The following is a 20,549-nucleotide window of genomic DNA, read 5'->3' on the forward strand; positions in this document are numbered from 1 at the left end:
ATTCCCTCCTATTTGAAAAATACATCTAAAGGGGGAGTCTTTATTAATCTTGACCGAAGAACTTGCGTAAATAAAAAATAAATAGGAAGTTGAAAAAAATGATACTTATAAATAAACGAGCGGAAAAACAAGATTACCAGACAATTTTAGCGATTTGGGAAAAGTCAGTTATTGTAACGCATGATTTTTTAACTGCGGAAGATAGGCAGTTTTACAAAGAACAAATTCCTTTGTTTCTAGATAATGTGGAACTGTTCTTATGGTTCGCTGGTGAGGAGGTCATTGGTTTTAGTGGGACGAGCGAGCGGGAACTAGATATGTTGTTTCTGGATCCGGTAGCCACGGGTAATGGTTATGGGAGTCAGATTCTGGGTTGGCTAATAGAAAATAAGCGGATAAACCTGGTGGATGTGAATGAACAAAATGAAAATGCCACGAGATTTTATTTGAAGCATGGATTTGTGGTTTCTTCCAGAAGTGACTTGGACGGTTTTGGGAAGCCTTATCCAATTCTTCAATTGCAACTGAAGGAGAGAGTTAATGGAGTATGAACAGCTGTTACAAAGCGAACTTGGTGAACTTGAAATAATTCGGGAAGAACTACAAAACAAAGAATATCGAGGAATGATTGTAAAAACGGCTAAAGATGGCACAACGATTCGGACGCGTTTGGCGAAAAAAACAGATAAAAAAACAGGGTACTTTGTTGCTTTTTGGGAGAAAGATGAACTTGGTAAGAATTGTCCTTTTGATGAGAATGATAGCGCTGATTTTTTATGTATTGTTGTTATTGATGGTGATTTGAACGGTTTATTTGTTTTTCCAAGGCAGTGTTTAATTGAAAAGGGAATTTTAACTAGTGAAGTTGGTATTGGAAAAATGGCTGCTAGATTTTATCCATCGTGGTGCCAGGATTTAAATAAAACAGCGGAAAAAACACAAGCTTGGCAACAGGTGTATTTTAAAAATTATTCTATAAGAAAAGAAGACCATTGATCTGGTCTTCTTTTTATTGTTTAGAAACTACTTGCTCGCAGTAATCTAGGTAAGCATCGTCTACTAGAAAATATTTTGGAACCATTAAGCCAACAATATTGATGAGTAGCTCTGAATTAGCGATGGCAGGATTAATCATTTGATGCGAGACATTTTTAATGGTTTTGGTTTCTAGGTTTTCTTTTTTGATTTGTTTGGTGTAAACATCTTTTGTTTCTGCTGAATCGACATTTTTATCTTTTTCAGCTAAGACGAGGTAGATTTTTGCTTTTACTTTTGAAAGGTCTAGGGTGGCATCTTGGTTCATGTTTTTGCGGATAAAGTTGTAGCGATCTGGGGTCATTTTTTCTTTACCGCCATTTTTTTTGTAGCTTTCGTAGGTTTTGTTATTAGAAATAAGGGTGCTGTCGGTGAGGAAATTTTGTTGTGCTTGCTTAACTTCTTTCGTTGTTTTACCAGCGTCTTTCGCTTGCCAGCCAGTGTTGTATTCTCCTTGACGCATCCAGTTGATAGCAGGGGCGGCAAGGATTGAGAAAGCAATCTCATTATTTGCATTCATTGCTTTTGGGATCACCCAACCGGCTTGACTAGCGCCCCATAAGCCGATTTTGGTGGTGCTGTCTGGGTATTTTATTTTCATCCATTCGATCACTTGGTTGACTTCGTTTGCGCGATCATCCATGGACTGATTTAGCCAATTGCCTGAGGATTTACCAACGCCTAATTTATCCCATGAAACAGATATATATCCTTGTTTGGCAAATCGTTCCATCAGCGGTTTATAGCCACCGTTTTGAGTTGCTTCTTGTGCCCCGTCACCATGAACAAATACGATAATGCCTTTTGGTTTCTCGTGTTTTGGGGTTGTCACGACCGCAGAAAGTTTTCCACCAGTAGTTGGGATTGCGACTCTTGTTTCGTTCATTTCGAAATCGTTTCCGATGAAAAGAATCGCTACTAATATGACGATGATTGCGCTTATTACAATAGTTGTTTTTTTCCAACGTTTCATTGTATCCACTCCATTTTTTGCCATTCTTTAATACCGGTGAGTACTCCCATCAATGTGCTATTTTCTTTTTGAATCACTTGGAAGCCAATAGTTCTATACAGCTTGCAAGCGCCATTATTGTTCTTGGCAACGTATAAAGTTATCTGTTCATCATGAAAAGTTTCTAGGCAATGAGAAATTAACGTTTTTCCAATGCCTTGACCACGAAAATTTGGCGAAACGGTTATAAAGTCAATATATCGTTCATTTTGAACAGGTTTGTGTGATAGAAGACTGAGGAAGAAAATCAATTTGAGGCACTGTGAAAATGATAAAAATTTTCTTAGGTTTTGATATAGCTTTTGATGAGAGTCACTCTTGCTCGTTACAAACATGCAACCGCAAATTAGCTCATCTTGTATTGCAATTAGTAGGTTTTCGCCTTGTTCTGTATAAATGTAATGGCAAAAAGCGTATATAATGTCACGTGCTTCTGTTTCTTTGAATAACGTTTTTGTGAACTTTGATTTGAACCCTGCGAAAACTAAAGATGTTACTTCTTCAACGATATTTTCTTTTTCAAATGAATTGATGCTTTTAATGGAAAGTGTCATAACGGCACTTCCATTGTGTAAACCATTGCGTCTGGATAGGCGAGTGAAGGGTAGATGTTTTCGTATAATATCATGCTTGTTGTAGGGCGTTTTAATTCTTCTAAAAACAGTTGGATTTGCGTTTCAATGGTTGCTTCATCTTTGGCGATAAAAGATTTACAAGCATATTCGCCGGCTGGAAAAGTATAATCACTTCTTTTTTTTATGCTTTTAAGGCAGATTATACCAGTGTCTTGTTTGGAGAAAATGTAAAAAGGTTCCTCTAAATCCGGTAGATTGTGTTTTGCGGCTTGGGCGTAGTTGATAGTGTTATTATCAATTATTTGGTTAGGAACTTTTTTAAAATAACGATCGTCTTTAGCTACAAATGTGATTTCATTTAAACGCATTTCTTTTTGCGAATGGATGATTTTTTGAATCGTTTTTTGAATTTCTACTAACTCTTCTATTTTTTGTTGCAAATCTTGTTCAGCCTGCTCTAACATCGGAGTCACTTTTTCACTAAGCAAACTTTCTTTGATTTCTTGAATAGAAAAGCCAATTTTTCTAAAAAGGATAATTTGATATAAACGGTAAATGTCGGCTTCTTCAAAATAATAATAGCCATTTTCGGGATTTCGTTTAGGAACTAGAATACCTTCATCGATATAATGACGGATTTTATATTTAGATATTTGAAAAAGTTGCGCGATTTCGCCAGTGGAAAGGGTAAGCATCTGAAAACCTCCTTATGATTTAGTTTTAGTATAAACTATGTGGTTACCACGCAGTCAAATAAAAAAACAAATGACAATGAGAATCATTATCAAACGCTGATTTTTGTGATATAATAAACAAAGATTTATTAATGGGGGTTAGCGATCAAATGGGAAAAGTAGTATTGAAAATGGCTCATACTGCCAAAAAATCAAAGAAAGTATTAAGGTATCTTGAAACGAACCTTAATGTAACTCGGGGGAAGTACAATGATTGATAAGCGTTTGTTTCAATTGGTTGAAAAGAAATCTTTAGTGTTATTAATTCTTTTTCGTGTGCTTAGTTTGGGGCTGATGATTGGTCTTTGGCTTATTTTTGCTCAACAATTAACGCATTATTTAGAGGGCCAAAGTGTCAATTGGTTATGGCTTATTGGAACGGTTGTAGTCGTTTTAGTTGGCAAAGCGATACTTACCAAATTAGCCGAGAAACAAATTTACCAAGCATCGGCGGAACTGCGTTTATCAATGCGGCGTGCTGTGATGGAAAAAGCTTTTCGGTTAGGCAACAACGAAGGACAGCTACCGGCATCAACATTAACGCAGCTCGCAGTAGATGGGATCGAACAATTAGAAATTTATTATTCACGTTTTTTACCGCAATTATTTTATTGTCTCATCGCTTCTTTGATGATTTTTGGAAGCTTAGTTGGATTTGCGTGGCAGCCGGCGATTGTGTTATTAATTTGTATGCCGATGATTCCGATTGTTATTATGGCAGTGATGAAAATTGCTAAGCGGATTTTGAGCGGCTATTGGTCGGATTATACGAATTTAGGAACCAAATTTCATGAAAATTTAAGTGGTTTGAGTATTTTGAAGGCTTATGACCAAGATAAATATAAGCAAGAGGAAATTGTTTCTGATGCGGAACGTTTCCGTAAAGCTACGATGAGTTTATTATCGATGCAGCTGAATTCGATTACGATTATGGATATTATTTCGTATAGTGGGGCGGCACTTGGTATTGGTATGTCTTTAATTATGTTCACAAATGGCAATATAAGTATGACTGGCATGTTGATGTTCTTACTACTAAGCGCCGAATTCTTTATTCCAATGCGTCAACTTGGATCTTTATTCCATGTGGCGATGAATGGAATTAGTGCATGTAGTAAATTGTTCGCTTATTTAGAGTTAAAAGAGCAAGTTTATGGCTCAGAAGAATTAGCTAAACCGTTAGAAAAAATGGAAGTTCGTCATTTAACATATACATATGAAGAAGGTAAAGCTAAAGCACTTCAAGATATATCAGCTCATTTCAATAAAGGAAGTTTTTCAGCACTTGTTGGAAAGTCTGGCTCAGGAAAAAGTACTTTTGTGCGAGTGTTATTAAACCAATTGCCTGGTTATCAAGGGGAAATTATTTGGAATGATGTTCCGTTAGCTAGTTTGAGCGGGGAAGCTATTCGTAAACAAGCTGTGTTAGTAGATAATCATGGTTATCTTTATGCAAATAGTATTCGGGAAAATTTATTAATTGGTAATTCAGCCGCTAATGATAGCGATTTGTGGAATGTTTTGGAGCAAGTTAGTTTGGCTGATTTTGTTCGGAAGTTACCGGAGCAATTAAGTGAGAATTTAGAAGAGAACGGAAGTAATTTATCTGGTGGACAAAGGCAGCGGTTGTTACTAGCGAGAGCATTGCTGCGTCAAGCTGAAGTCTTTGTTTTCGATGAAATTACGTCTGGTGTGGATTTGGAAAGTGAAAAAATTATTCTTTTGGTGTTGCAGAAGTTAGCTAAAGAAAAAATCGTGCTCTTTATTTCGCATCGCTTATATAATGTTTTGGACGCGGATCAGGTACTCATTTTTGACGCGGGGAAATTGGTGGAAGTGGCGAGCCCAGAACGATTGCAACAAGAATCCAATTACTTCAAAAATTACTTTTTAGAAGAAGAAGCGTTGCTGAAAGGGGGAGCATGATATGTCAGAATGGACGATTATTGGTTGGTTATTAAAGTTTGTTAAGCCGTTACGAGGAAAGATGATTTTGGCAATTTTACTTGGTATTATAAGTAATTTATCGGTTATCATGATTTCTTTGATCGGTACGTATGGCATTATCGCGGTGATTTTAAAGCAACCTCTGAATCCGTATAAATGGCTCTTTGTAATGGTTGCTTGTGGTGTGGTTCGCGGTTTGGCACGATATTCGGAACAATATTTAAATCATGATATTGCCTTTCGTTTACTTGCGATAATTCGTGAACGTATTTTTGCGACTTTGCGAAAACTGGGACCAGCTCGTTTATCTGGGAAGAAAAGTGGCGATTTAGTTGCCGCGATTACAACGGATGTCGAAGCTTTGGAAGTGTTTTTCGCGCATACAATCTCACCAGTTTTTATTGCAGTTGGTACGACGATTGTAACTGTTGGCTTTTTGGCGACCTATGATGTTGGTTTAGCGCTCATACTTTTGCTAGGACAAATCTTGGTTGGTGTCGTTTTGCCGATGATTAGTTATAAACGAAATAAAAAAATCGGAACTGCTTATCAAAAAGAATTCGTTGGACTCAATCAGATGGTAATGGAAAATATTGCAAGTTTACAAGATATATTCCAGTTTAAATTGGGCGAAGAGCGTTTAGGAAAACTAGAAGAACAAGGTGAAAAGCTCAATAAGCAGTATAAAAAAAGAATACGACAAGGAAGCGAGCTCCAAATATTTGGTGAATGGGTGCTAATTGGTACGGCGACTTTAATTTTAGTGCTAGGTAGTCTTTGGCAATTACCGCTTGAAACAGTATTAATTGGAACCGTGCTTAGTCTGAGTTCTTTTGGATCGGTATTGGCATTAAACGCTTTAGGAACAGCGCTGTTAACTACTTTTGCTAGTGGTAAGCGATTATATACATTAACTGAAGAAAAACCTGTTGTATTATTTAACGGTCAGCTTGAACTATCGGATTTTGAAAGTGCGGAGTTAGATAAAGTGAGTTTTAGTCATGATGGAAAACAACCACTTTTAAACGAAATTTCGCTAGCGCTTCCTAAGGGGAAATGGCTCGGCATCGGTGGGGAAAGTGGCAGCGGGAAAAGTACCTTAGTAAAACTACTGATGCGTTACTGGGATCCAGATGGTCAGATTAAATTAAATGATAACGCACTCCCTGAAATTACAGAGTCTTCGCTTCATAGGCTGGAAGGTGTTATGGAGCAAAGTACGTTTTTATTTGAAGACACGCTCGGTAATAATATTCGTTTAGGAAAAAAAGATGCTACTTTGGAAGAAGTTAAAGAGGCTGCCCGAAAAGCTGCTATCGATACATGGATTGAGACTTTGCCAGAAAGTTATGACACGATCATTGGCGGGCAATCACGAAATTTATCAGACGGCGAACGCCAGCGGATTGGCTTAGCTAGACTATTTCTCCATGATGCCCCGTTATTATTATTAGATGAACCAACAAGCAATTTGGATTATATTAATGAACAAGCGATTTTAAACACGCTCCGTTTAGAAATTCAAGATAAAACGGTGCTGGTAATTTCTCACCGAGCAACAACATTAGACTTGGCAGAAGAACAATTATTTATAGAAAATGGTGCATTGAAACGTGCAGTAAAATAATAAAAACAGCTTGTATAGTTTACAAGCTGTTTTTTATTTATAAATCTACTTTCTCTGAGCTTTCGAAAAATTCAACCGTGTCAAGTTCTGCTCATCTGCTGTGCAATATAAATAATTCGCGTTTTACAGAACCGCTCAAAATATTTTATCGATTTGATGAGAGATAATGTCCAAAGTAAATGGACGCTGGTTTTTCATCATATTTGACGTACTATACAAAAACTTTCCCAATTTGCTCAAATAGAAATTCTCGTCCAAACAAAAGAATGAAAATCAAGAAGAGCATGACGATACCAAAAATAAATACTCCATATACAAGATCAAGGGGATAGCGATGATCATGTTCAATAATATCTTCGCTTAATGAAGCTAATTTGGCATCAAATTGGTTAATTAACTCAACGAAATTATTTCGGCCGATAAAGGCACAGTCGATTTTCTCCATTTTGTTTTCTGTTTGAAAGAATAGTTCCATCGTTTCTGGAACTTGATACTTCAAGAACCTACGAAAAGGTTGGAAGTTATAACTTATTCTTTTCACATTTGCAAGATGAATCGTTTTTGTTTTGTTGCGTGTGTGAATAATAAAAGCATTCTTTGTGACCTGGATCCATTCTTTTGGCGGGAGTAGAAGTTTAACAATTAAATATCCTATAAAAAATAGAGTAATAAGACCATAGTAAAATGATTCTGGTTTTTCTATTGACAATAAAGTTAATAAGCCAAACAAGAAAATAAAAGATAAAGAAGTTAAAGCTGTTCCGATTGTTTTAAGTTTGTCTTTGTAATATATCATGATGAACACCTGCTTGATTGAATTTATGTTGAATTTAATGATAACATTGTAAAATATAATCATCAAGTTCATTAGTGAACTTTTAACTACCAAGTAAACAAGGAGGAACTTCATGGAAATCACATTACAACAACCTACAACAGCTGACTTTCCTTTCATTGAATGGTTGTGGGGAGATTTAGCAACAACAGAAGTGCTCGGCGGACCATTTTCTTTTCCAGAAGAAACGCGAATGGACTGGCTAAAATCAAAATCACAAGCGAGCAATGCTTATTTTATTATAAAAAAAGGTACAGAATCTGTTGGTGAAGTTAGTTTTCGCGATTTTGAAAAAGGAACAGCTCATTTAAATATTAAAGTGGCTGCATGTTATAGGGGCCAGCGAATCGCTCAAAAAGCTTTGCAATTATTCTTAGATTTTTTCCAAACTGATTGCGGCGGGATAGTTTTGTTGGATGAAGTTAGACGGGAAAATGAAGCAGGCATTGGGTTTCTCGTGAAAGCTGGTTTCGAAGTTATAGAAGAAAAAGAATGGACGATGGTGCTCAAATGGAGTTTTCAAGCAGAGGGGAGTTTTGAATGAGTAAACAAAGATGTGCATGAGGAATTATAAAAAATTAGCAGGTAAGTTAGATTTAAAAGTCTAACTTACCTTTTTTAGTAGTTAAAAAAGCTGATTTCTTATATTGATTCATTTTTTAGACACATTTTAATAAAGAATAAATGGGCGTGATAAGTCCAGTGAAAGCAATATTAGCAAGGCCAAATGGGAATTAGCTTCCAAATAAAGCGAAGGAAAATAATTTCCTGAAATAAGAAAAATTGCCTCCTTATTCTATTGATTTGATTATATAAGCGGAGTATTATGTTGATTGACAATCAAGGAGGATACTATGAAAAAAACGATCAAGATTACAACCAGTTTACTTTTGAGCTTTGCTTGTGTATTTAGTGTTGGGGATTTTACTAAGCCGCATACAGTCGAAGCTGAAACAGTCTATTCACTTACAAATCCAAAGCCGATTAATGAAATTTTTTCTGATCCAAAGCTCGCGCAAGTTGTGGCGGATTGGTTAAAGCTTCCATCAGCGACTAGCGCGGTTACGCAAAGCCAATTGAATACAGTTAAATCTTTGCACTTTGATTCAAAAGGTGTTCAAAGTCTTGAAGGAGTAGAGTATTTAAAAAATCTCACGCAAGTATTTGGCTATGGTAACCAAGTGAGTGATCTAGGACCATTAAGTAATTTAACGCAACTCGAAATCATCCAGATGCCAAGAAACCAAATAAGTGATTTAACACCCATTTCGAATTTGACAGCATTAATGTCACTTGATTTTGAATTTAATAATTTACAAACGATTGAACCGATAAAAAATTTAACGAACATGTTAGAACTGAATGTTAGCGCAAATCCTATTTCGGATATTAGTGCCGTTAAAAACATGACGCAACTGGAATTTTTGACTATAAGAGACTGTGAGGTAAGTGATTTATCGCCAGTTGAAAATCTGTCTAATATGCTGATGTTTTGGGCAGGGAGAAATAATATTAGTGATATTACGCCGCTCAAAAATATGCCCAAACTGCTTGGTTTAAGTTTATTTGGGAATCAAATCAAGGATGTGAGTGTGGTTAAAAATCTTACTAGCCTTGAAGATTTCGATTTAAAAGCGAATCAGGTGAGCGATATTAGTAGCTTAGCAACGTCAACTACACTCGAGACATTAACTCTTAGTTTCAACCAAATAATTGATATTTCGCCCCTGAAAAATTTGACCAATTTAACTAGGTTAGAACTTGAGAACCAAACGCGTGTATTAGATGCGGTTGAGGTAGATAATCCATTGATTTTACCCGCTCCAGTAATTGATGAAAATGGCAGCAGAGTACAGCCGACAAAAGTAAGTCATGCGGGTATTTATGCAAATGGCGAGATTACATGGGAAGGGTTGCAAAGTAATTATATTCTAAATTACGAGTATAATTTACCCGTAGCAATTGGTTCGTTAACAACAACGTATTCTGGTAAAATTACCCAGCCACTGTTGGAGAAGCCTGTTGATCCGATTACTCCGGTAGACCCAGTAGACCCGGTAGATCCAGTAGACCCGGTAGACCCGGTAGACCCGGTAGACCCGGTAGACCCAATAGATCCAGTAAACCCGGTAGATCCAATCACTCCAGTAGACCCGTCAAATCAAGTAAATTCAACTGATCCAGTGAAGTCAGTTCTTCAAGCAACTGAAACTTTAATAAAACAGACGATATCCGTTAATCCGATTGTAGCTAAAGATAATAGAAATTTACCGAAAACAGGGGATAGTGGAATGACTTCTAGTTTAGTTGGCGGTTTAATTCTAGCTGTTTCTAGTTTGGTATTATTGCGTAAACGAAAATAAAAAAAGGAATTTGGCTTTTAGTCAAATTCCTTTTTATACGATTTTTGTGCCTTGGTGAAAGGTGAGTTTCCACGAGCCATTTTCGAAAATCCAGATGTTACTTCGCATTGTATAGGAGTTTTCACTTAGATTTTTAAGTTTATAATATGATAAGACCTTTGTTTCATCTAAAATTTTTATATCATAATTCATGATTTCTAGAGCGCTATCGCCAAGTGTTTTTAGCGATTTGTAATAGGAAAAGTCTTTAACAACACCACTTTGCGTGATTTCAATATAAGATTCGCTTAAAATATCGATAATTTCGGACATGGAGTGACGGTTTTCGAGCGATAAATGTATTTGGTCAAGTTTTTTGAAGTTTTCTTTCGTTAATTCCATTCTAAGTCCTCCGTTTTAAAGAAATAAAAAGGTTCACTTGATTTTGTAAGTGAACCTTTTTGTGTTATTTTATTCCGTCACGATTTTGAATGATTTCATTTACGATGCCGTAATCTTTTGCTTCATTTACAGAAAGCCAGAAGTTGCGGTCTGTATCTTTGGAGATTTTTTCGTACGATTGACCTGTTGCTTCGGCGATGAGACGATTAATTCTTTCGCGCATCCGGATAATTTCTTTTGCTTCGATTTCAATTTCTGTGCTTTGGCCTTGAACACCGCCAGCTGGTTGATGAATCATATAGCGCGTGTTAGGTAGACTATAACGATTTTCTTTTTCAGCGGCTAGGTAAATAGTAATACCAGCGCTTGCAACCCAGCCAGTTCCAACGATTTTAACAGTAGGCTTAATGAATTTAATCATATCATGAATTGTGTCGCCTGCTTCAACGTGACCACCTTGGCTATTAATAAAAATGGTAATCGGATCATTGCTAATAGATTCAAGTAGTAAAAGCTGCTTAGAAACGTCCTCGGCTAACTCCTGATTGATTTCCCCGTAAATTAACACTGTGCGTGTATCAATCAATTTTTGGGTAAGGATGTTTGTGATATTTTCATTATTTTTATTCTCTGCCATGAAAAAATTCCTCCTTAAAAAGCCTTAGTTTATTTGTAATACAGGTATCTTATCATAATGGTCGAAAATGGTCAAACATTTTGAATACAAAAAGAAAACGCTTTAGGATAGCGTTCTCTTCTTAATTTTATACGAATGCGAGTTGCCAAGTAATCCCGAATTTATCAGTAACCCAAGCCACTTTTCGAAGCGCTTCAACTTCTTCAGGTCCCATCATAACCGTGCCTTCTTTAGCTAGTTTTTCAAAAAGGGTATCAAATTCATCTTCTGTGTCTGCGAAATAAAGGGTTGTTGTGGCCCAGCTAAAGTCAGGCGAGGCGTTGTTAGTCATGTCCATAATCATAAATGATGCTCCCTTAATTTCAAAAGTAGCATTCAACACCTTGCCAATATCGCCGCCTTGTTCTGGTTTTGTGAAGTAAGTTAAGCCGATTTTTTTCGCATCTGGAAAAGTGTCTAAATAAAAATTAAAAGCTTCCTCTCCATTACCATTAAAAGTGAAAAATGTGGAGATTCGTTTTGCTTGATTAAACATTTATTTTACCTCCTTTTGAATTATTTTAACTATACCCGAAAAATGTTTCAATTATGTGTTAAAATGGAGAAAAATGTACGGGGGCATGATGATGAAATATCCGATAATGCTTGATATTACAGGGAAAAGGGTTGTCATAATTGGCGGCGGGAAGGTGGCGCTTCGTAAAGTAAAGGGGCTACTCCATACCGGAGCTGATATTTTAATTGTCGGATTAGACGTTTTGCCAGAGATTAAAGAGCTTCAAGTGCAGGTGAAAGAAGAAGCATACCGGGCCGAACATCTAGCTGGTGCTTTTCTGATATTTATTTGTACGAATAACCCAGAAGTAAACCAAATGGTACTGAAAGATTGCTTGCCAGAACAACTAGTGAATGATACGACAGAACAAAAGAATTCCGATTTTTTCAATATGGCAACTGTATCAAAAAATGAGTTGCTAGTCGGTATTTCAACGGGCGGCGGTAATCCTGGATACGCCAAGAAAGTAAAACGTGAAGTCAGTCAGCTAGTAGAAAATCTAGAAACAGAAGAAATCGGAAATCGTAATAAAAAAGATAAAACCTGCTAATTTTAGTAGGTTTTTTATTCTATTATATTGCTCTCTTTTAGGTTGCAAAATTTTACTATAGATTTTGGAATGTAAACGCTCTATCATTGAAGTATACTGAAAAAATATTAAGAGGGTGCTGAGCCAAATGTCCATTTTAGAAAAGATTAAAGATGCCGGAGTTGTTGGTTGTGGTGGAGCGGGCTTTCCGACCCATGCCAAATTTAGCGGTGAAGTGGAATACTTAATTATTAACGCAGCGGAATGTGAACCGCTCCTAAAAACAGATCATTTTGTCATGAGAAACCATGCAGTAGAAACGATTAAAGCAATTGAAATGGTTAAAAACCAAGTAGGTGCAGAGTTTGCCGTTATTGCAACAAAACGGTATTACACAGAAGAAATTGCGGCTTTACGGTCAGCAATTACAGAACTAAATGCAAGCGTGACAATACATGAGATGGATAATGTCTATCCAACTGGCGACGAGCAAGTGATGGTCTTTGAAGTGACTGGACGCGTTGTGCCACCAAGCGGTATTCCACTTATGGTTGGCTGTATTGTATCGAATGTCTCGACAATGTGGAACGTCTTTCATGCAATTCAAGATGACGCGCCAGTTATTCGTAAACAGTTGACAGTAACTGGAGCAGTTGGAGAGCCAAAACTTTTAGATGTACCAGTTGGAACGCCATTTGAAGTATGTTTAGCAGCAGCTGGTGGAACTAATTTAGACGAGTATTTATTTTTAGATGGTGGACCGATGATGGGGAAATTAAATGATCAGTCCACTATTGCTGAAAAAGTTGTAACGAAAACAACTTCGGGTTTGATTGTGGCAGAGGATACGGGTTATCTGCACAAGCTACATTACCAAACAGTGGAACAAATTTTTAATGAAACAAAGTCGGCTTGTATTCAGTGTTCGCTTTGTTCGGATTTATGCCCGAGACAACAATTAGGTCATGATATTCATCCGCATAAAGTCATGCGCCATTTTGCGGTTGCAGAAGATATAACGGATATTAAACCAGATCCGATCTGGGAAGAAGCGATGATTTGTTGCGAATGTGGTATTTGTGAGGTAATCGCTTGTCCGATGGGGCTTTCCCCGCGCCAAGTAAACATTCATGTGAAAAAAGAGCTTTTAAAACAAGGTGTTCGTTATCAAACTGATAAAAAAGAATTTACGCCTGACCCGATGCGCGATTATAAATCGATTGCTCCAAAAAATATTCTAATTAAAATGGGCTTACAGCAATATGCTGATGTTCATTTAGAAACAATGCATTATTTAGATGTGGATGAAGTTTTTATCCCAACAAAAATGCATATTGGTGCGCCGTCTATTCCAGTAGTAAGTGAAGGGGACATCGTGAAAAAAGGCGATTTAATTGCGAAAATTCCTGATACTGCTCTTGGGGCAAATATCCATGCAAGTATTGACGGTCAAATTATTCGTATAACCGAAGAACAAGTTCATATTAAGAGGGTGATGTCATGAAAATGGATACATTAGGATTTCTCGAATTAAATAGTATTTCGAAAGGCATCGAGGCGGTTGACACAATGCTAAAAGCGGCCAACTCAGAATTGATTTATGCTAAAGCAAGCTGTCCTGGGAAGTATTATATATTAATTGCCGGTACAGTGGATTCTGTAGCTCAATCAATTGAAGCGGGAACGAAGATTGGTGCGGCAAATATCGTTGGGAACTTAGTCATTCCTCGCGTGTCCGACCAAGTAATCAAAGCAATTAACAAAACGGAAGTGCCAGATGAGATGAATGCAGTTGGTGTTATGGAGTATTATTCCTGTTCAGGATCAATTATTGCTGCAGATGCCGCGGTAAAAGCTGCAGATGTTCAGCTGATGGATATTCGGTTGGCGACGGGGATTGCTGGTAAATCTTTCGTTGTTTTAACTGGTGATACAGCAGCATGTGAAGCGGCCGTGGAAGCGGGACTTGCAGCTGCTAAAGAGGAAGCACTTTTAATTAATAAAGTAGTTATACCAAGACCTCGTAAAGAAGTTTTCGAGAGTTTAATCTATTAAAAAGATAACAATATATTGTCATAGAGTTTTTGAGAAAGGTACGCACTGACTGTGGTTGCGTGCCTTTTGAACAATCTGACAAAATAGTGGCGCTTAAATATGATAGGATTATTTTGAGATAGTTTGTCTAGATGAGGAGTGAAGAAAATGAGTTTTGATGATAATAAAGAACGCGTAATACAAGAATATGTACCGGGAAAACAGGTGACGCTGGCGCATTTAATCGCCAATCCGAACCGTGATATTTATACAAAATTAGGATTAGAAGAAGGCGCAAGTGCGATTGGAATTTTAACGATTACGCCAAGTGAGGCTTCGATTATTGCGAGTGACATTGCAACTAAATCAGGTGACGTTCGAATTGGCTTTATTGATCGTTTTAGTGGGTCTGTTGTACTTACTGGTGATGTTTCTTCTGTTGAATCAGCTTTACAACAAGTTGTTTATTCATTACATGAGATTTTGGACTTTTCTATTCCAAAAATCACTAGGAGCTGAGTCACTTGAAGAAAATGATGGTAATGGGTTCAGTTGGTTGTGGTAAAACAACGCTGTGCCAGAAATTACATGGATATGATATTTTATATAAAAAAACACAAGCTGTGGAGTATTTTCAAGAAATGATTGATACCCCAGGCGAATTTGTACAACATAGACAACTATACAGTGCGCTCACTGTGACTTCGGCTGATGCATCAGTAATCGCGATTTTACAAAGTGTAACGGAGAAGAAGCAGACGTTTTCACCGATGTTTGCCAGTATTTTTGCTAAACCGGTTATTGGGATTGTTACAAAAGTGGATTTAGCGGAATCGGACAAAGACATCGAGCGAGCAGAGCGGGAATTACGCATGGCTGGCGCGAAGCATATTTTTTATATTTCTTCGGTAGAGGAAACTGGAATAGAAGAGCTTCGGGCATATTTGGAAGATTAATTTTAACTAAATGGGGGTTATTTTATGCCTCAAGTGAGGGATTTATCTGTAATTGATGTGCCTGGTGGTTGTGTTTTGACGAGCTGTGATATTAGCGCTGGGTTTGGTGAGAAAGTGCATGATGGCTTAAGAGTTGCGCCTGAAGTGACAGCAAGGTTGACCTTGAGAGTTGCTCTACTAGAAATGCTTGCTTCAGGTGCTGTAGTTGTGGCTGTGAGTGATGTTATCGGAGCGGAAATGGAGCCGACCGGTAAACGTGTTATCGCAGGTCTAAAAGACGAACTTTTTAAGGCTGATTTAGGTCATATTGAATTAAATGGTAGTACTGAAGAAAATATGAACGTAACACAAACTAGTGTAGGCGTTCTTGTAACTGGTTTTGCGACTAAAGCTGCACTTAAGCTCATAAATGTGCATGAAGCTGCGGTCTTATTTGCATTTGGCGAACCGATTGTTGGAGCAGAAGTTTTGCAGAGAATGATGGAAATGCCAGATTATCCTTTGGTCAAACAGTTAGTTTCTGATAGTAGAGTACTTGAAGTTGTGCCGGTTGGGTCGAAAGGAATGGCTTATGAGGCCAATACTTTAGCACGGCTTAATGATTGTGTTTTCGAAGCCAGTGGCGTTTTTAATGAAGCGACCATGAATAAAACTGCTGGGCCGGCTTCGGTTATTTTAGTAGCAGTTAAAGCAAGTGAAGTAAAGGCATTTGAGCAGAATTTTCCAGCTGCTAAATGTTTAGGAGAGTTGAGGAATTACCATGGCTGAAATGATGCTTGTAACTGGTGGTGCTAGAAGTGGTAAAAGTAATTTTGCTGAAAAAGAAGCTGCCAAATATGATCGTGTTTTATATGTGGCGACCGGAATTGCATTTCAAAATGATACAGAGTTTCAAGCTAGGATAAAAAAACATCAAGCAACCCGTCCAGAACACTGGGATACTTTTGAAGCATTTAAAGGGATTGCTACTTACTTGGAGCAACATGGAAATCAATATGATGTAATAATGCTTGATTGCGTAACGATGTTAGTAACTAATTTATTTTTTTCGTTGCTTGGTGAGCGCGAGTTGACAAATGAGATTGCTGATGAAGTAGAAGCGGCGATTCAATCGGAAGTTCGTGCAATTTTAAAAGCAGGAAAGCAATCCTCTGCCAAACTTATTTTTGTTACGAACGAAATTGGGCTAGGGGTTGTACCTGAAAACAAGTTAACTCGAGTATTTCGAGATATTATTGGTCGTATTAATCAGCAAATTGCAACGGAAGTAGAGGAAGTTTATTTTGTCGTGAGCGGCATTCCGAAAAGGTGGAAGTAATATGAAAACATTGATTTTATTAATTCAATTCTTTACGCGAATTCCGCTACCGATCCAAATAAATATGGACGAGATTAACTTGAAAAAAGGGAGCGCGCTTCTTCCGCTTGTTGGGGTTGTTATAGGTGCTTGGAATTGGCTCGTTTTTTCTTTAGTAGCGCTTGTTATGCCTTTGCCGGTTGCGATTATCGCGGGACTTTTTGCAGAAATTATTATTACGGGCGGATTCCATGTTGATGCGCTTGCAGATACAGCTGACGGATTATTTTCTTCGCGTAAAAAAGAGCGGATGCTAGAAATTATGAAAGATAGTCGTGTTGGTGCCAATGGTGTAATTGCGATTTGCTTTTATTTTCTTTTTTATGGCGCTTTATTTCTTTCTGTTCCAAATATACAGCAGATTGGCTGGTTGTTTTTCGTTTTACCAATCGTTGCAAAAGGTGTGACAATGCTACTTTTTGCGAAAATGAGTTATGCAGGATCGAAAGAAGGGCTTGGTTCTATTTTTCTAGGTGTTCCTTGGTGGCCGATTATGATTGCCCAAGGGATTGTTCTCATTGTTTTAGCGTTGTTTTTCTCTTATATTGGGCTAATTGCTTATGCTGGCGTGTTAGTATTTACGATTATTTACCGGTTATTTGTATATAAGCGAATTGGTGGAATGAACGGGGATACGCTTGGTGCAGGTGGGCAAATGGGACAACTTGTGTGCCTATTTTGTTTAGTGTTAATTTGGGGGTTGATGTAATTGCAACTTATTTTTGTCAGGCACGGCGAAACTGACTGCAATGCACTAAAAAAATATTGTGGTCAAATGGACGTGGCTTTAAATGAAAATGGTATAAGACAAATGAAACGACTCCAAGAAAGACTTACTGATTACTCATTTGACTTAGTCGTTACCAGTGATTTAATGCGAGTAAATCAATCTGCAGCATTGTTAAGTAACAGAAAGCCAATTCGTTTTCCTGGATTTAATGAAATGAATTTTGGCGATTTTGAAGGATATACATACCAAGAAATTAGTACTAAGTTTCCTGTCGCCTGGGATGACTATTGTAGTAACTGGCAAACAGCTCCGTTTCCAAATGGGGAAAGTTTTCCGGTTTTTTATGAGCGAGTGATAGCTACATTTAAGGCTGAATGGGAAAACTGGCAGAAACTCGATACGGTGTTATTTGTAGGGCATCTTGGTGTATTACGCGCCATTGCACTTTTTCTACAAGATCAAAAAATAGCACAATTTTGGGATACCGATTTTAAGCAAGGTTGCTATTCGCTCTGGGACAATAAGTCTCAAAGCTTTCTCATTTCTAATCAATAGTAGATTTTTGTTGTTTCAGGTGAAAACGCTTTTTTTGTAAATCGTTTGTGGTAAGATGTAGGTAGTTAAATAGGTCTTATGTTGGTGGAATGTGTTTGCATTTCTGAAAGAGGAATTCGGTATGAAGCCGGAACTGCCCCCGCAACTGTAAGGTGGACAAGAATTGAAAATAACCACTGTGCGTTTTTGACGTATGGGAAGGTTCAATTGTTGAATGAAGCCAAGTCAGGATACTCGCCAAATAAGACGGAAGCAACTCTTTTTCGGGGTCCTAAAAAGCGTATGCGGGTAGTATAGCTTATTTGCTGTGCATAAACTCTCATTCGATAATGGATGAAAGTTTTTTTGTTTTTCAAGCAGCAAAAAAGTCATATTCTGAAATAATCATCGAATATGACTTTGGAAAGTACTTATTTTAAGGTTTCGCGGTAGCCTTTTGGAGTTACATCAAACTCTTTTCGGAAGACTTTGCAGAAATAGCTCGTTTGGGTGAATCCTAAGTTACGAGCAACATTATCAATCGACCAACGTGGATTTTTTAGCATATCTTTTGCGAGCGACATTTTCTTTTGGTTTACATAATTGATAAAATTAACATTCATTTCTTTTTTGAATAATTTACTGAAGTAATAAGAGCTAAGGTAGACATGACTTGCAACTTCATCAAGTGTAATTGGACGATTGAGATTTTTTTCAATATACTTAAGTGCTTTTCGAATTTCTTTATTATCTTCATGATGTGTTGGTTTATTGTGATGGAAGACGATTTTTTGTTTTTGTTCTTCGCGGCTTTTTTCCATTTCAGATTTCAAGTAATACTGGGAGATAATTGTAAGCATTTCGGCAGAAGAATTGATTTTTTTAGAGCTGAAAACAGGGACAGAGCGAAACGCGGAAATTAGGTCTTTATCGTTTTTCCAATCAGTTTCTTCTGTTTGAATATTACCAACTTCACTATTTTCTTCACAAATAACCTGACCGCTGAGCAAAAATCCGCTTAGTTGATTTTCGACGACGATTGGAACTGAAAAATCGGTTAGTCCAGCGTGACATCGATAAATTAAAGGTTTTCCGGTTTTAGAAGCTTCCAACCCGCCAAACATATCACATTTTTGGCAAAGCGAGCGATATTTTGGGTTAGAACGAATGAGTTGGCAAAAAGGAGTAAAGTTACATAATCTTGAAACTTCGGTACCGTGTATATCTACAACAACTGAGGCTAGACTAGTAGCGGCTGAGAACTCATCCATGACTTTTTCAAGAAGCATTTCATTGCTTTTGGTTTGTAGTAACATAGCTATTCCCCTTTCGGCAATACTTGGCGTGTTTCTGTCGTTCTTAGTATAGCATATTTATAATGCGCTTACATTTTCTTGCCATGAAGATAACAATATATTGCTAAGACTAATTTCATAAGAGAAAGCCCAAACCATGCTCTACTGGATGGCTTTTTGTCGTTTATTTTTTTGAAGGCGCAAAATTGTGTTAAAACACGATTCGCGTCTTCTTTTTTTATATTGTAAGCGGCAACTATTTATATATTAGATTGCATATACTGAGAGAGTAAAATACTTATTTTGAGAAGGAGGTACACCCATGCAAGAAGCACTAGGTTTAGTTGAAACTAAAGGGCTAGTCAGCGCCATTGAAGCCGCTGACGCCATGGTTAAATCAGCTAACGTAACATTAACAGGGTACGAAAAAATCGGATCCGGGCTTGTTACTGTGATGGTTAGAGGGGATGTAGGTGCAGTTAAAGCAGCAACAGACGCTGGGGCTGAAGCAGCAAGAAATGTAGGTACCGTAATGAGTACACATGTTATTCCTCGTCCGCATACTGATGTGGAAGAAATTTTACCAGTGAGGGTGAAGTCAGATGAGTAAGCAAAATAAACTGATTGACGAAATTCTAAAACAGGTAATGGAAACGGTCAATGATGCCCCGGAAAAAATAGTAGAGGATGGAGGATCACGTCAAATGAGTGAAAAAGCAGTTCAATTAACAGAGTTTGTAGGAACAGCGATTGGAGATACAATCGGCCTAGTGATTGCGAATGTAGACGGACAACTTTTAGAAGCAATGAAGCTTGAGAAGTCTTACCGTTCTATAGGTATTTTAGGAGCCCGTACTGGTGCAGGCCCACATATTATGGCAGCAGATGAAGCTGTAAAAGCAACGAATACAGAAGTAGTAAAAATCGAATTACCACGTGATACAAAAGGCGGTGCAGGTCACGGTTCTTTAATTATCTTTGGTGGTGATGATGTTTCTGATGTTAAACGCGCAGTGGAAGTTGCACTGAATGAATTAGATAAAACTTTTGGAGATGTATACGGTAACGAAGCAGGGCATATTGAACTCCAATATACCGCTCGCGCAAGCCACGCACTTAATACAGCATTTGGCGCACCAGTAGGTAAAGCATTTGGACTTATGGTTGGTGCACCGGCTGGAATTGGCGTTGTTATGGCTGATACTGCGGTGAAATCTGCCAATGTAGATGTGGTTGCTTATTCTTCACCAGCAGATGGAACAAGTTTCTCCAATGAAGTGATTCTTTGTATTTCAGGAGATTCTGGCGCAGTTCGTCAAGCAGTTATTTCAGCACGTGAAATTGGTAAAAAATTACTTGGAGCTTTAGGGGATGAACCGAAAAATGATCGTCCATCCTACATTTAGAACGGA

At 37.6% G+C, this 20,549-nt stretch carries 25 protein-coding genes and 1 riboswitch; of the genes, 17 read left to right on the forward strand and 8 right to left on the reverse strand.

Features of this window, described 5'->3' with window-relative positions; all coding sequences use genetic code 11:
• Positions 1 to 98 precede the first annotated feature (98 nt).
• Together PQQ29_RS05815 and PQQ29_RS05820 are read left to right on the forward strand one after the other, a co-directional pair.
• Complete coding sequence (locus tag PQQ29_RS05815) at positions 99 to 551, forward strand: GNAT family N-acetyltransferase (RefSeq protein ID WP_003761694.1); 453 nt, start codon at positions 99 to 101, stop codon at positions 549 to 551.
• Positions 541 to 996 carry a MepB family protein gene (locus PQQ29_RS05820; RefSeq protein ID WP_010990759.1) on the forward strand — a complete coding sequence of 152 codons (456 nt, stop codon included), beginning with the start codon at positions 541 to 543 and terminating at the stop codon, positions 994 to 996. Before PQQ29_RS05815 ends, PQQ29_RS05820 begins: the two co-directional genes overlap by 11 nt.
• 13 nt (positions 997 to 1,009) lie before the next feature.
• On the opposite strand, the gene PQQ29_RS05825 is transcribed toward PQQ29_RS05820, so the two are convergent.
• Genes PQQ29_RS05825 through PQQ29_RS05835 form a run of 3 tightly spaced genes read right to left on the reverse strand, consistent with a single transcriptional unit; the run spans position 1,010 to position 3,317 of the window.
• Positions 1,010 to 2,032 (reverse strand): alpha/beta hydrolase family protein, encoded by a 1,023-nt coding sequence (locus PQQ29_RS05825; RefSeq protein WP_010990760.1) that lies wholly within the window; start codon positions 2,030 to 2,032, stop codon positions 1,010 to 1,012.
• The gene (locus PQQ29_RS05830; RefSeq protein WP_010990761.1) at positions 2,005 to 2,601 is read right to left on the reverse strand and encodes a GNAT family N-acetyltransferase; all 597 of its coding nucleotides are present in this window, start codon (positions 2,599 to 2,601) and stop codon (positions 2,005 to 2,007) included. Before PQQ29_RS05830 ends, PQQ29_RS05825 begins: the two co-directional genes overlap by 28 nt.
• Positions 2,598 to 3,317: a MerR family transcriptional regulator gene (locus PQQ29_RS05835; RefSeq protein ID WP_010990762.1), complete on the reverse strand. Its 720-nt coding sequence runs from the start codon at positions 3,315 to 3,317 to the stop codon at positions 2,598 to 2,600. The genes PQQ29_RS05830 and PQQ29_RS05835 overlap by 4 nt, the downstream gene beginning before the upstream one ends.
• Before the next feature lie 249 nt (positions 3,318 to 3,566).
• On the opposite strand from PQQ29_RS05835, the gene PQQ29_RS05840 reads away from it, so the two are divergent.
• Positions 3,567 to 5,282, forward strand: a complete 1,716-nt coding sequence (locus PQQ29_RS05840) for an ABC transporter ATP-binding protein/permease (protein WP_010990763.1) — start codon at positions 3,567 to 3,569, stop codon at positions 5,280 to 5,282.
• Between the two features lies 1 nt (position 5,283).
• On the forward strand, positions 5,284 to 6,930 hold the full coding sequence (locus PQQ29_RS05845) for an amino acid ABC transporter ATP-binding/permease protein (RefSeq protein WP_010990764.1): 1,647 nt from the start codon (positions 5,284 to 5,286) through the stop codon (positions 6,928 to 6,930).
• Between the two features lie 211 nt (positions 6,931 to 7,141).
• On the opposite strand, the gene PQQ29_RS05850 is transcribed toward PQQ29_RS05845, so the two are convergent.
• Positions 7,142 to 7,726, reverse strand: coding sequence for a hypothetical protein (locus tag PQQ29_RS05850; RefSeq protein WP_041918373.1), 585 nt, complete (start codon positions 7,724 to 7,726; stop codon positions 7,142 to 7,144).
• A 112-nt stretch (positions 7,727 to 7,838) separates the two neighbouring features.
• On the opposite strand from PQQ29_RS05850, the gene PQQ29_RS05855 reads away from it, so the two are divergent.
• Together PQQ29_RS05855 and PQQ29_RS05860 are read left to right on the forward strand one after the other, a co-directional pair.
• Positions 7,839 to 8,309, forward strand: a complete 471-nt coding sequence (locus tag PQQ29_RS05855) for a GNAT family N-acetyltransferase (RefSeq protein WP_187984093.1) — start codon at positions 7,839 to 7,841, stop codon at positions 8,307 to 8,309.
• Between the two features lie 310 nt (positions 8,310 to 8,619).
• On the forward strand, positions 8,620 to 10,128 hold the full coding sequence (locus tag PQQ29_RS05860; RefSeq protein WP_187984094.1) for a leucine-rich repeat domain-containing protein: 1,509 nt from the start codon (positions 8,620 to 8,622) through the stop codon (positions 10,126 to 10,128).
• Between the two features lie 33 nt (positions 10,129 to 10,161).
• On the opposite strand, the gene PQQ29_RS05865 is transcribed toward PQQ29_RS05860, so the two are convergent.
• The 3 genes from PQQ29_RS05865 to PQQ29_RS05875 form a co-directional block, all read right to left on the reverse strand.
• Positions 10,162 to 10,509 (reverse strand): nuclear transport factor 2 family protein, encoded by a 348-nt coding sequence (locus PQQ29_RS05865; RefSeq protein ID WP_010990768.1) that lies wholly within the window; start codon positions 10,507 to 10,509, stop codon positions 10,162 to 10,164.
• 64 nt (positions 10,510 to 10,573) lie between these two features.
• Positions 10,574 to 11,146: an ATP-dependent Clp protease proteolytic subunit gene (locus PQQ29_RS05870; RefSeq protein ID WP_010990769.1), complete on the reverse strand. Its 573-nt coding sequence runs from the start codon at positions 11,144 to 11,146 to the stop codon at positions 10,574 to 10,576.
• A 127-nt stretch (positions 11,147 to 11,273) separates the two neighbouring features.
• A complete protein-coding gene (locus PQQ29_RS05875; RefSeq protein ID WP_003771400.1) occupies positions 11,274 to 11,681 on the reverse strand; it encodes a VOC family protein in 408 nt (135 codons plus the stop codon).
• 91 nt (positions 11,682 to 11,772) lie between these two features.
• On the opposite strand from PQQ29_RS05875, the gene PQQ29_RS05880 reads away from it, so the two are divergent.
• From PQQ29_RS05880 to cobC, 9 genes are all read left to right on the forward strand, one after another.
• A complete protein-coding gene (locus PQQ29_RS05880) occupies positions 11,773 to 12,252 on the forward strand; it encodes a precorrin-2 dehydrogenase/sirohydrochlorin ferrochelatase family protein (protein ID WP_010990770.1) in 480 nt (159 codons plus the stop codon).
• Between the two features lie 118 nt (positions 12,253 to 12,370).
• Positions 12,371 to 13,735 (forward strand): RnfC family protein, encoded by a 1,365-nt coding sequence (locus PQQ29_RS05885; RefSeq protein WP_010990771.1) that lies wholly within the window; start codon positions 12,371 to 12,373, stop codon positions 13,733 to 13,735.
• A complete protein-coding gene (locus tag PQQ29_RS05890) occupies positions 13,732 to 14,286 on the forward strand; it encodes a BMC domain-containing protein (RefSeq protein WP_003719346.1) in 555 nt (184 codons plus the stop codon). The genes PQQ29_RS05885 and PQQ29_RS05890 overlap by 4 nt, the downstream gene beginning before the upstream one ends.
• Before the next feature lie 147 nt (positions 14,287 to 14,433).
• Positions 14,434 to 14,784 carry an ethanolamine utilization microcompartment protein EutS gene (gene eutS, locus PQQ29_RS05895; RefSeq protein ID WP_003724686.1) on the forward strand — a complete coding sequence of 117 codons (351 nt, stop codon included), beginning with the start codon at positions 14,434 to 14,436 and terminating at the stop codon, positions 14,782 to 14,784.
• Positions 14,785 to 14,789: 5 nt separating this feature from the next.
• Entirely contained in the window at positions 14,790 to 15,221 is a 432-nt protein-coding gene (locus tag PQQ29_RS05900) for a EutP/PduV family microcompartment system protein (protein ID WP_010990772.1), read from the forward strand.
• Between the two features lie 24 nt (positions 15,222 to 15,245).
• Positions 15,246 to 15,989: an alpha-ribazole kinase gene (gene cblS, locus PQQ29_RS05905; protein ID WP_010990773.1), complete on the forward strand. Its 744-nt coding sequence runs from the start codon at positions 15,246 to 15,248 to the stop codon at positions 15,987 to 15,989.
• Positions 15,982 to 16,539, forward strand: coding sequence for a bifunctional adenosylcobinamide kinase/adenosylcobinamide-phosphate guanylyltransferase (gene cobU / locus PQQ29_RS05910; protein ID WP_010990774.1), 558 nt, complete (start codon positions 15,982 to 15,984; stop codon positions 16,537 to 16,539). The genes cblS and cobU overlap by 8 nt, the downstream gene beginning before the upstream one ends.
• Position 16,540: 1 nt before the next feature.
• Complete coding sequence (gene cobS, locus PQQ29_RS05915; protein ID WP_010990775.1) at positions 16,541 to 17,287, forward strand: adenosylcobinamide-GDP ribazoletransferase; 747 nt, start codon at positions 16,541 to 16,543, stop codon at positions 17,285 to 17,287.
• Positions 17,288 to 17,863 carry an alpha-ribazole phosphatase gene (cobC, locus tag PQQ29_RS05920; protein WP_010990776.1) on the forward strand — a complete coding sequence of 192 codons (576 nt, stop codon included), beginning with the start codon at positions 17,288 to 17,290 and terminating at the stop codon, positions 17,861 to 17,863.
• A 64-nt stretch (positions 17,864 to 17,927) separates the two neighbouring features.
• Positions 17,928 to 18,119: riboswitch (cobalamin riboswitch) on the forward strand.
• A 154-nt stretch (positions 18,120 to 18,273) separates the two neighbouring features.
• Here cobC and PQQ29_RS05925 read toward each other — a convergent pair.
• Positions 18,274 to 19,158, reverse strand: coding sequence for a PocR ligand-binding domain-containing protein (locus tag PQQ29_RS05925; RefSeq protein ID WP_010990777.1), 885 nt, complete (start codon positions 19,156 to 19,158; stop codon positions 18,274 to 18,276).
• Between the two features lie 301 nt (positions 19,159 to 19,459).
• Here PQQ29_RS05925 and pduA point away from each other — a divergent pair, with 301 nt between their 5' ends.
• Both pduA and pduB read left to right on the forward strand, forming a co-directional pair.
• Positions 19,460 to 19,747 (forward strand): propanediol utilization microcompartment protein PduA, encoded by a 288-nt coding sequence (gene pduA, locus PQQ29_RS05930; protein ID WP_010990778.1) that lies wholly within the window; start codon positions 19,460 to 19,462, stop codon positions 19,745 to 19,747.
• Positions 19,740 to 20,543, forward strand: coding sequence for a propanediol utilization microcompartment protein PduB (pduB, locus tag PQQ29_RS05935; RefSeq protein ID WP_010990779.1), 804 nt, complete (start codon positions 19,740 to 19,742; stop codon positions 20,541 to 20,543). Before pduA ends, pduB begins: the two co-directional genes overlap by 8 nt.
• Positions 20,544 to 20,549 lie beyond the last annotated feature (6 nt).

The organism is Listeria innocua (assembly GCF_028596125.1).
Classification (GTDB): domain Bacteria; phylum Bacillota; class Bacilli; order Lactobacillales; family Listeriaceae; genus Listeria; species Listeria innocua.

Excerpts from the sequence above, each read along its gene's own strand:
- PQQ29_RS05815 (WP_003761694.1), top strand. The coding sequence starts at position 99 with ATGATACTTATAAATAAACGAGCGGAAAAACAAGATTACCAGACAATT.
- PQQ29_RS05820 (WP_010990759.1), top strand. The coding sequence starts at position 541 with ATGGAGTATGAACAGCTGTTACAAAGCGAACTTGGTGAACTTGAAATA.
- PQQ29_RS05825 (WP_010990760.1), bottom strand. The coding sequence starts at position 2,032 with ATGGCAAAAAATGGAGTGGATACAATGAAACGTTGGAAAAAAACAACT.
- PQQ29_RS05830 (WP_010990761.1), bottom strand. The coding sequence starts at position 2,601 with ATGACACTTTCCATTAAAAGCATCAATTCATTTGAAAAAGAAAATATC.
- PQQ29_RS05835 (WP_010990762.1), bottom strand. The coding sequence starts at position 3,317 with ATGCTTACCCTTTCCACTGGCGAAATCGCGCAACTTTTTCAAATATCT.
- PQQ29_RS05840 (WP_010990763.1), top strand. The coding sequence starts at position 3,567 with ATGATTGATAAGCGTTTGTTTCAATTGGTTGAAAAGAAATCTTTAGTG.
- PQQ29_RS05845 (WP_010990764.1), top strand. The coding sequence starts at position 5,284 with ATGTCAGAATGGACGATTATTGGTTGGTTATTAAAGTTTGTTAAGCCG.
- PQQ29_RS05850 (WP_041918373.1), bottom strand. The coding sequence starts at position 7,726 with ATGATATATTACAAAGACAAACTTAAAACAATCGGAACAGCTTTAACT.
- PQQ29_RS05855 (WP_187984093.1), top strand. The coding sequence starts at position 7,839 with ATGGAAATCACATTACAACAACCTACAACAGCTGACTTTCCTTTCATT.
- PQQ29_RS05860 (WP_187984094.1), top strand. The coding sequence starts at position 8,620 with ATGAAAAAAACGATCAAGATTACAACCAGTTTACTTTTGAGCTTTGCT.
- PQQ29_RS05865 (WP_010990768.1), bottom strand. The coding sequence starts at position 10,509 with ATGGAATTAACGAAAGAAAACTTCAAAAAACTTGACCAAATACATTTA.
- PQQ29_RS05870 (WP_010990769.1), bottom strand. The coding sequence starts at position 11,146 with ATGGCAGAGAATAAAAATAATGAAAATATCACAAACATCCTTACCCAA.
- PQQ29_RS05875 (WP_003771400.1), bottom strand. The coding sequence starts at position 11,681 with ATGTTTAATCAAGCAAAACGAATCTCCACATTTTTCACTTTTAATGGT.
- PQQ29_RS05880 (WP_010990770.1), top strand. The coding sequence starts at position 11,773 with ATGAAATATCCGATAATGCTTGATATTACAGGGAAAAGGGTTGTCATA.
- PQQ29_RS05890 (WP_003719346.1), top strand. The coding sequence starts at position 13,732 with ATGAAAATGGATACATTAGGATTTCTCGAATTAAATAGTATTTCGAAA.
- eutS (WP_003724686.1), top strand. The coding sequence starts at position 14,434 with ATGAGTTTTGATGATAATAAAGAACGCGTAATACAAGAATATGTACCG.
- cblS (WP_010990773.1), top strand. The coding sequence starts at position 15,246 with ATGCCTCAAGTGAGGGATTTATCTGTAATTGATGTGCCTGGTGGTTGT.
- cobU (WP_010990774.1), top strand. The coding sequence starts at position 15,982 with ATGGCTGAAATGATGCTTGTAACTGGTGGTGCTAGAAGTGGTAAAAGT.
- cobS (WP_010990775.1), top strand. The coding sequence starts at position 16,541 with ATGAAAACATTGATTTTATTAATTCAATTCTTTACGCGAATTCCGCTA.
- PQQ29_RS05925 (WP_010990777.1), bottom strand. The coding sequence starts at position 19,158 with ATGTTACTACAAACCAAAAGCAATGAAATGCTTCTTGAAAAAGTCATG.
- pduA (WP_010990778.1), top strand. The coding sequence starts at position 19,460 with ATGCAAGAAGCACTAGGTTTAGTTGAAACTAAAGGGCTAGTCAGCGCC.
- pduB (WP_010990779.1), top strand. The coding sequence starts at position 19,740 with ATGAGTAAGCAAAATAAACTGATTGACGAAATTCTAAAACAGGTAATG.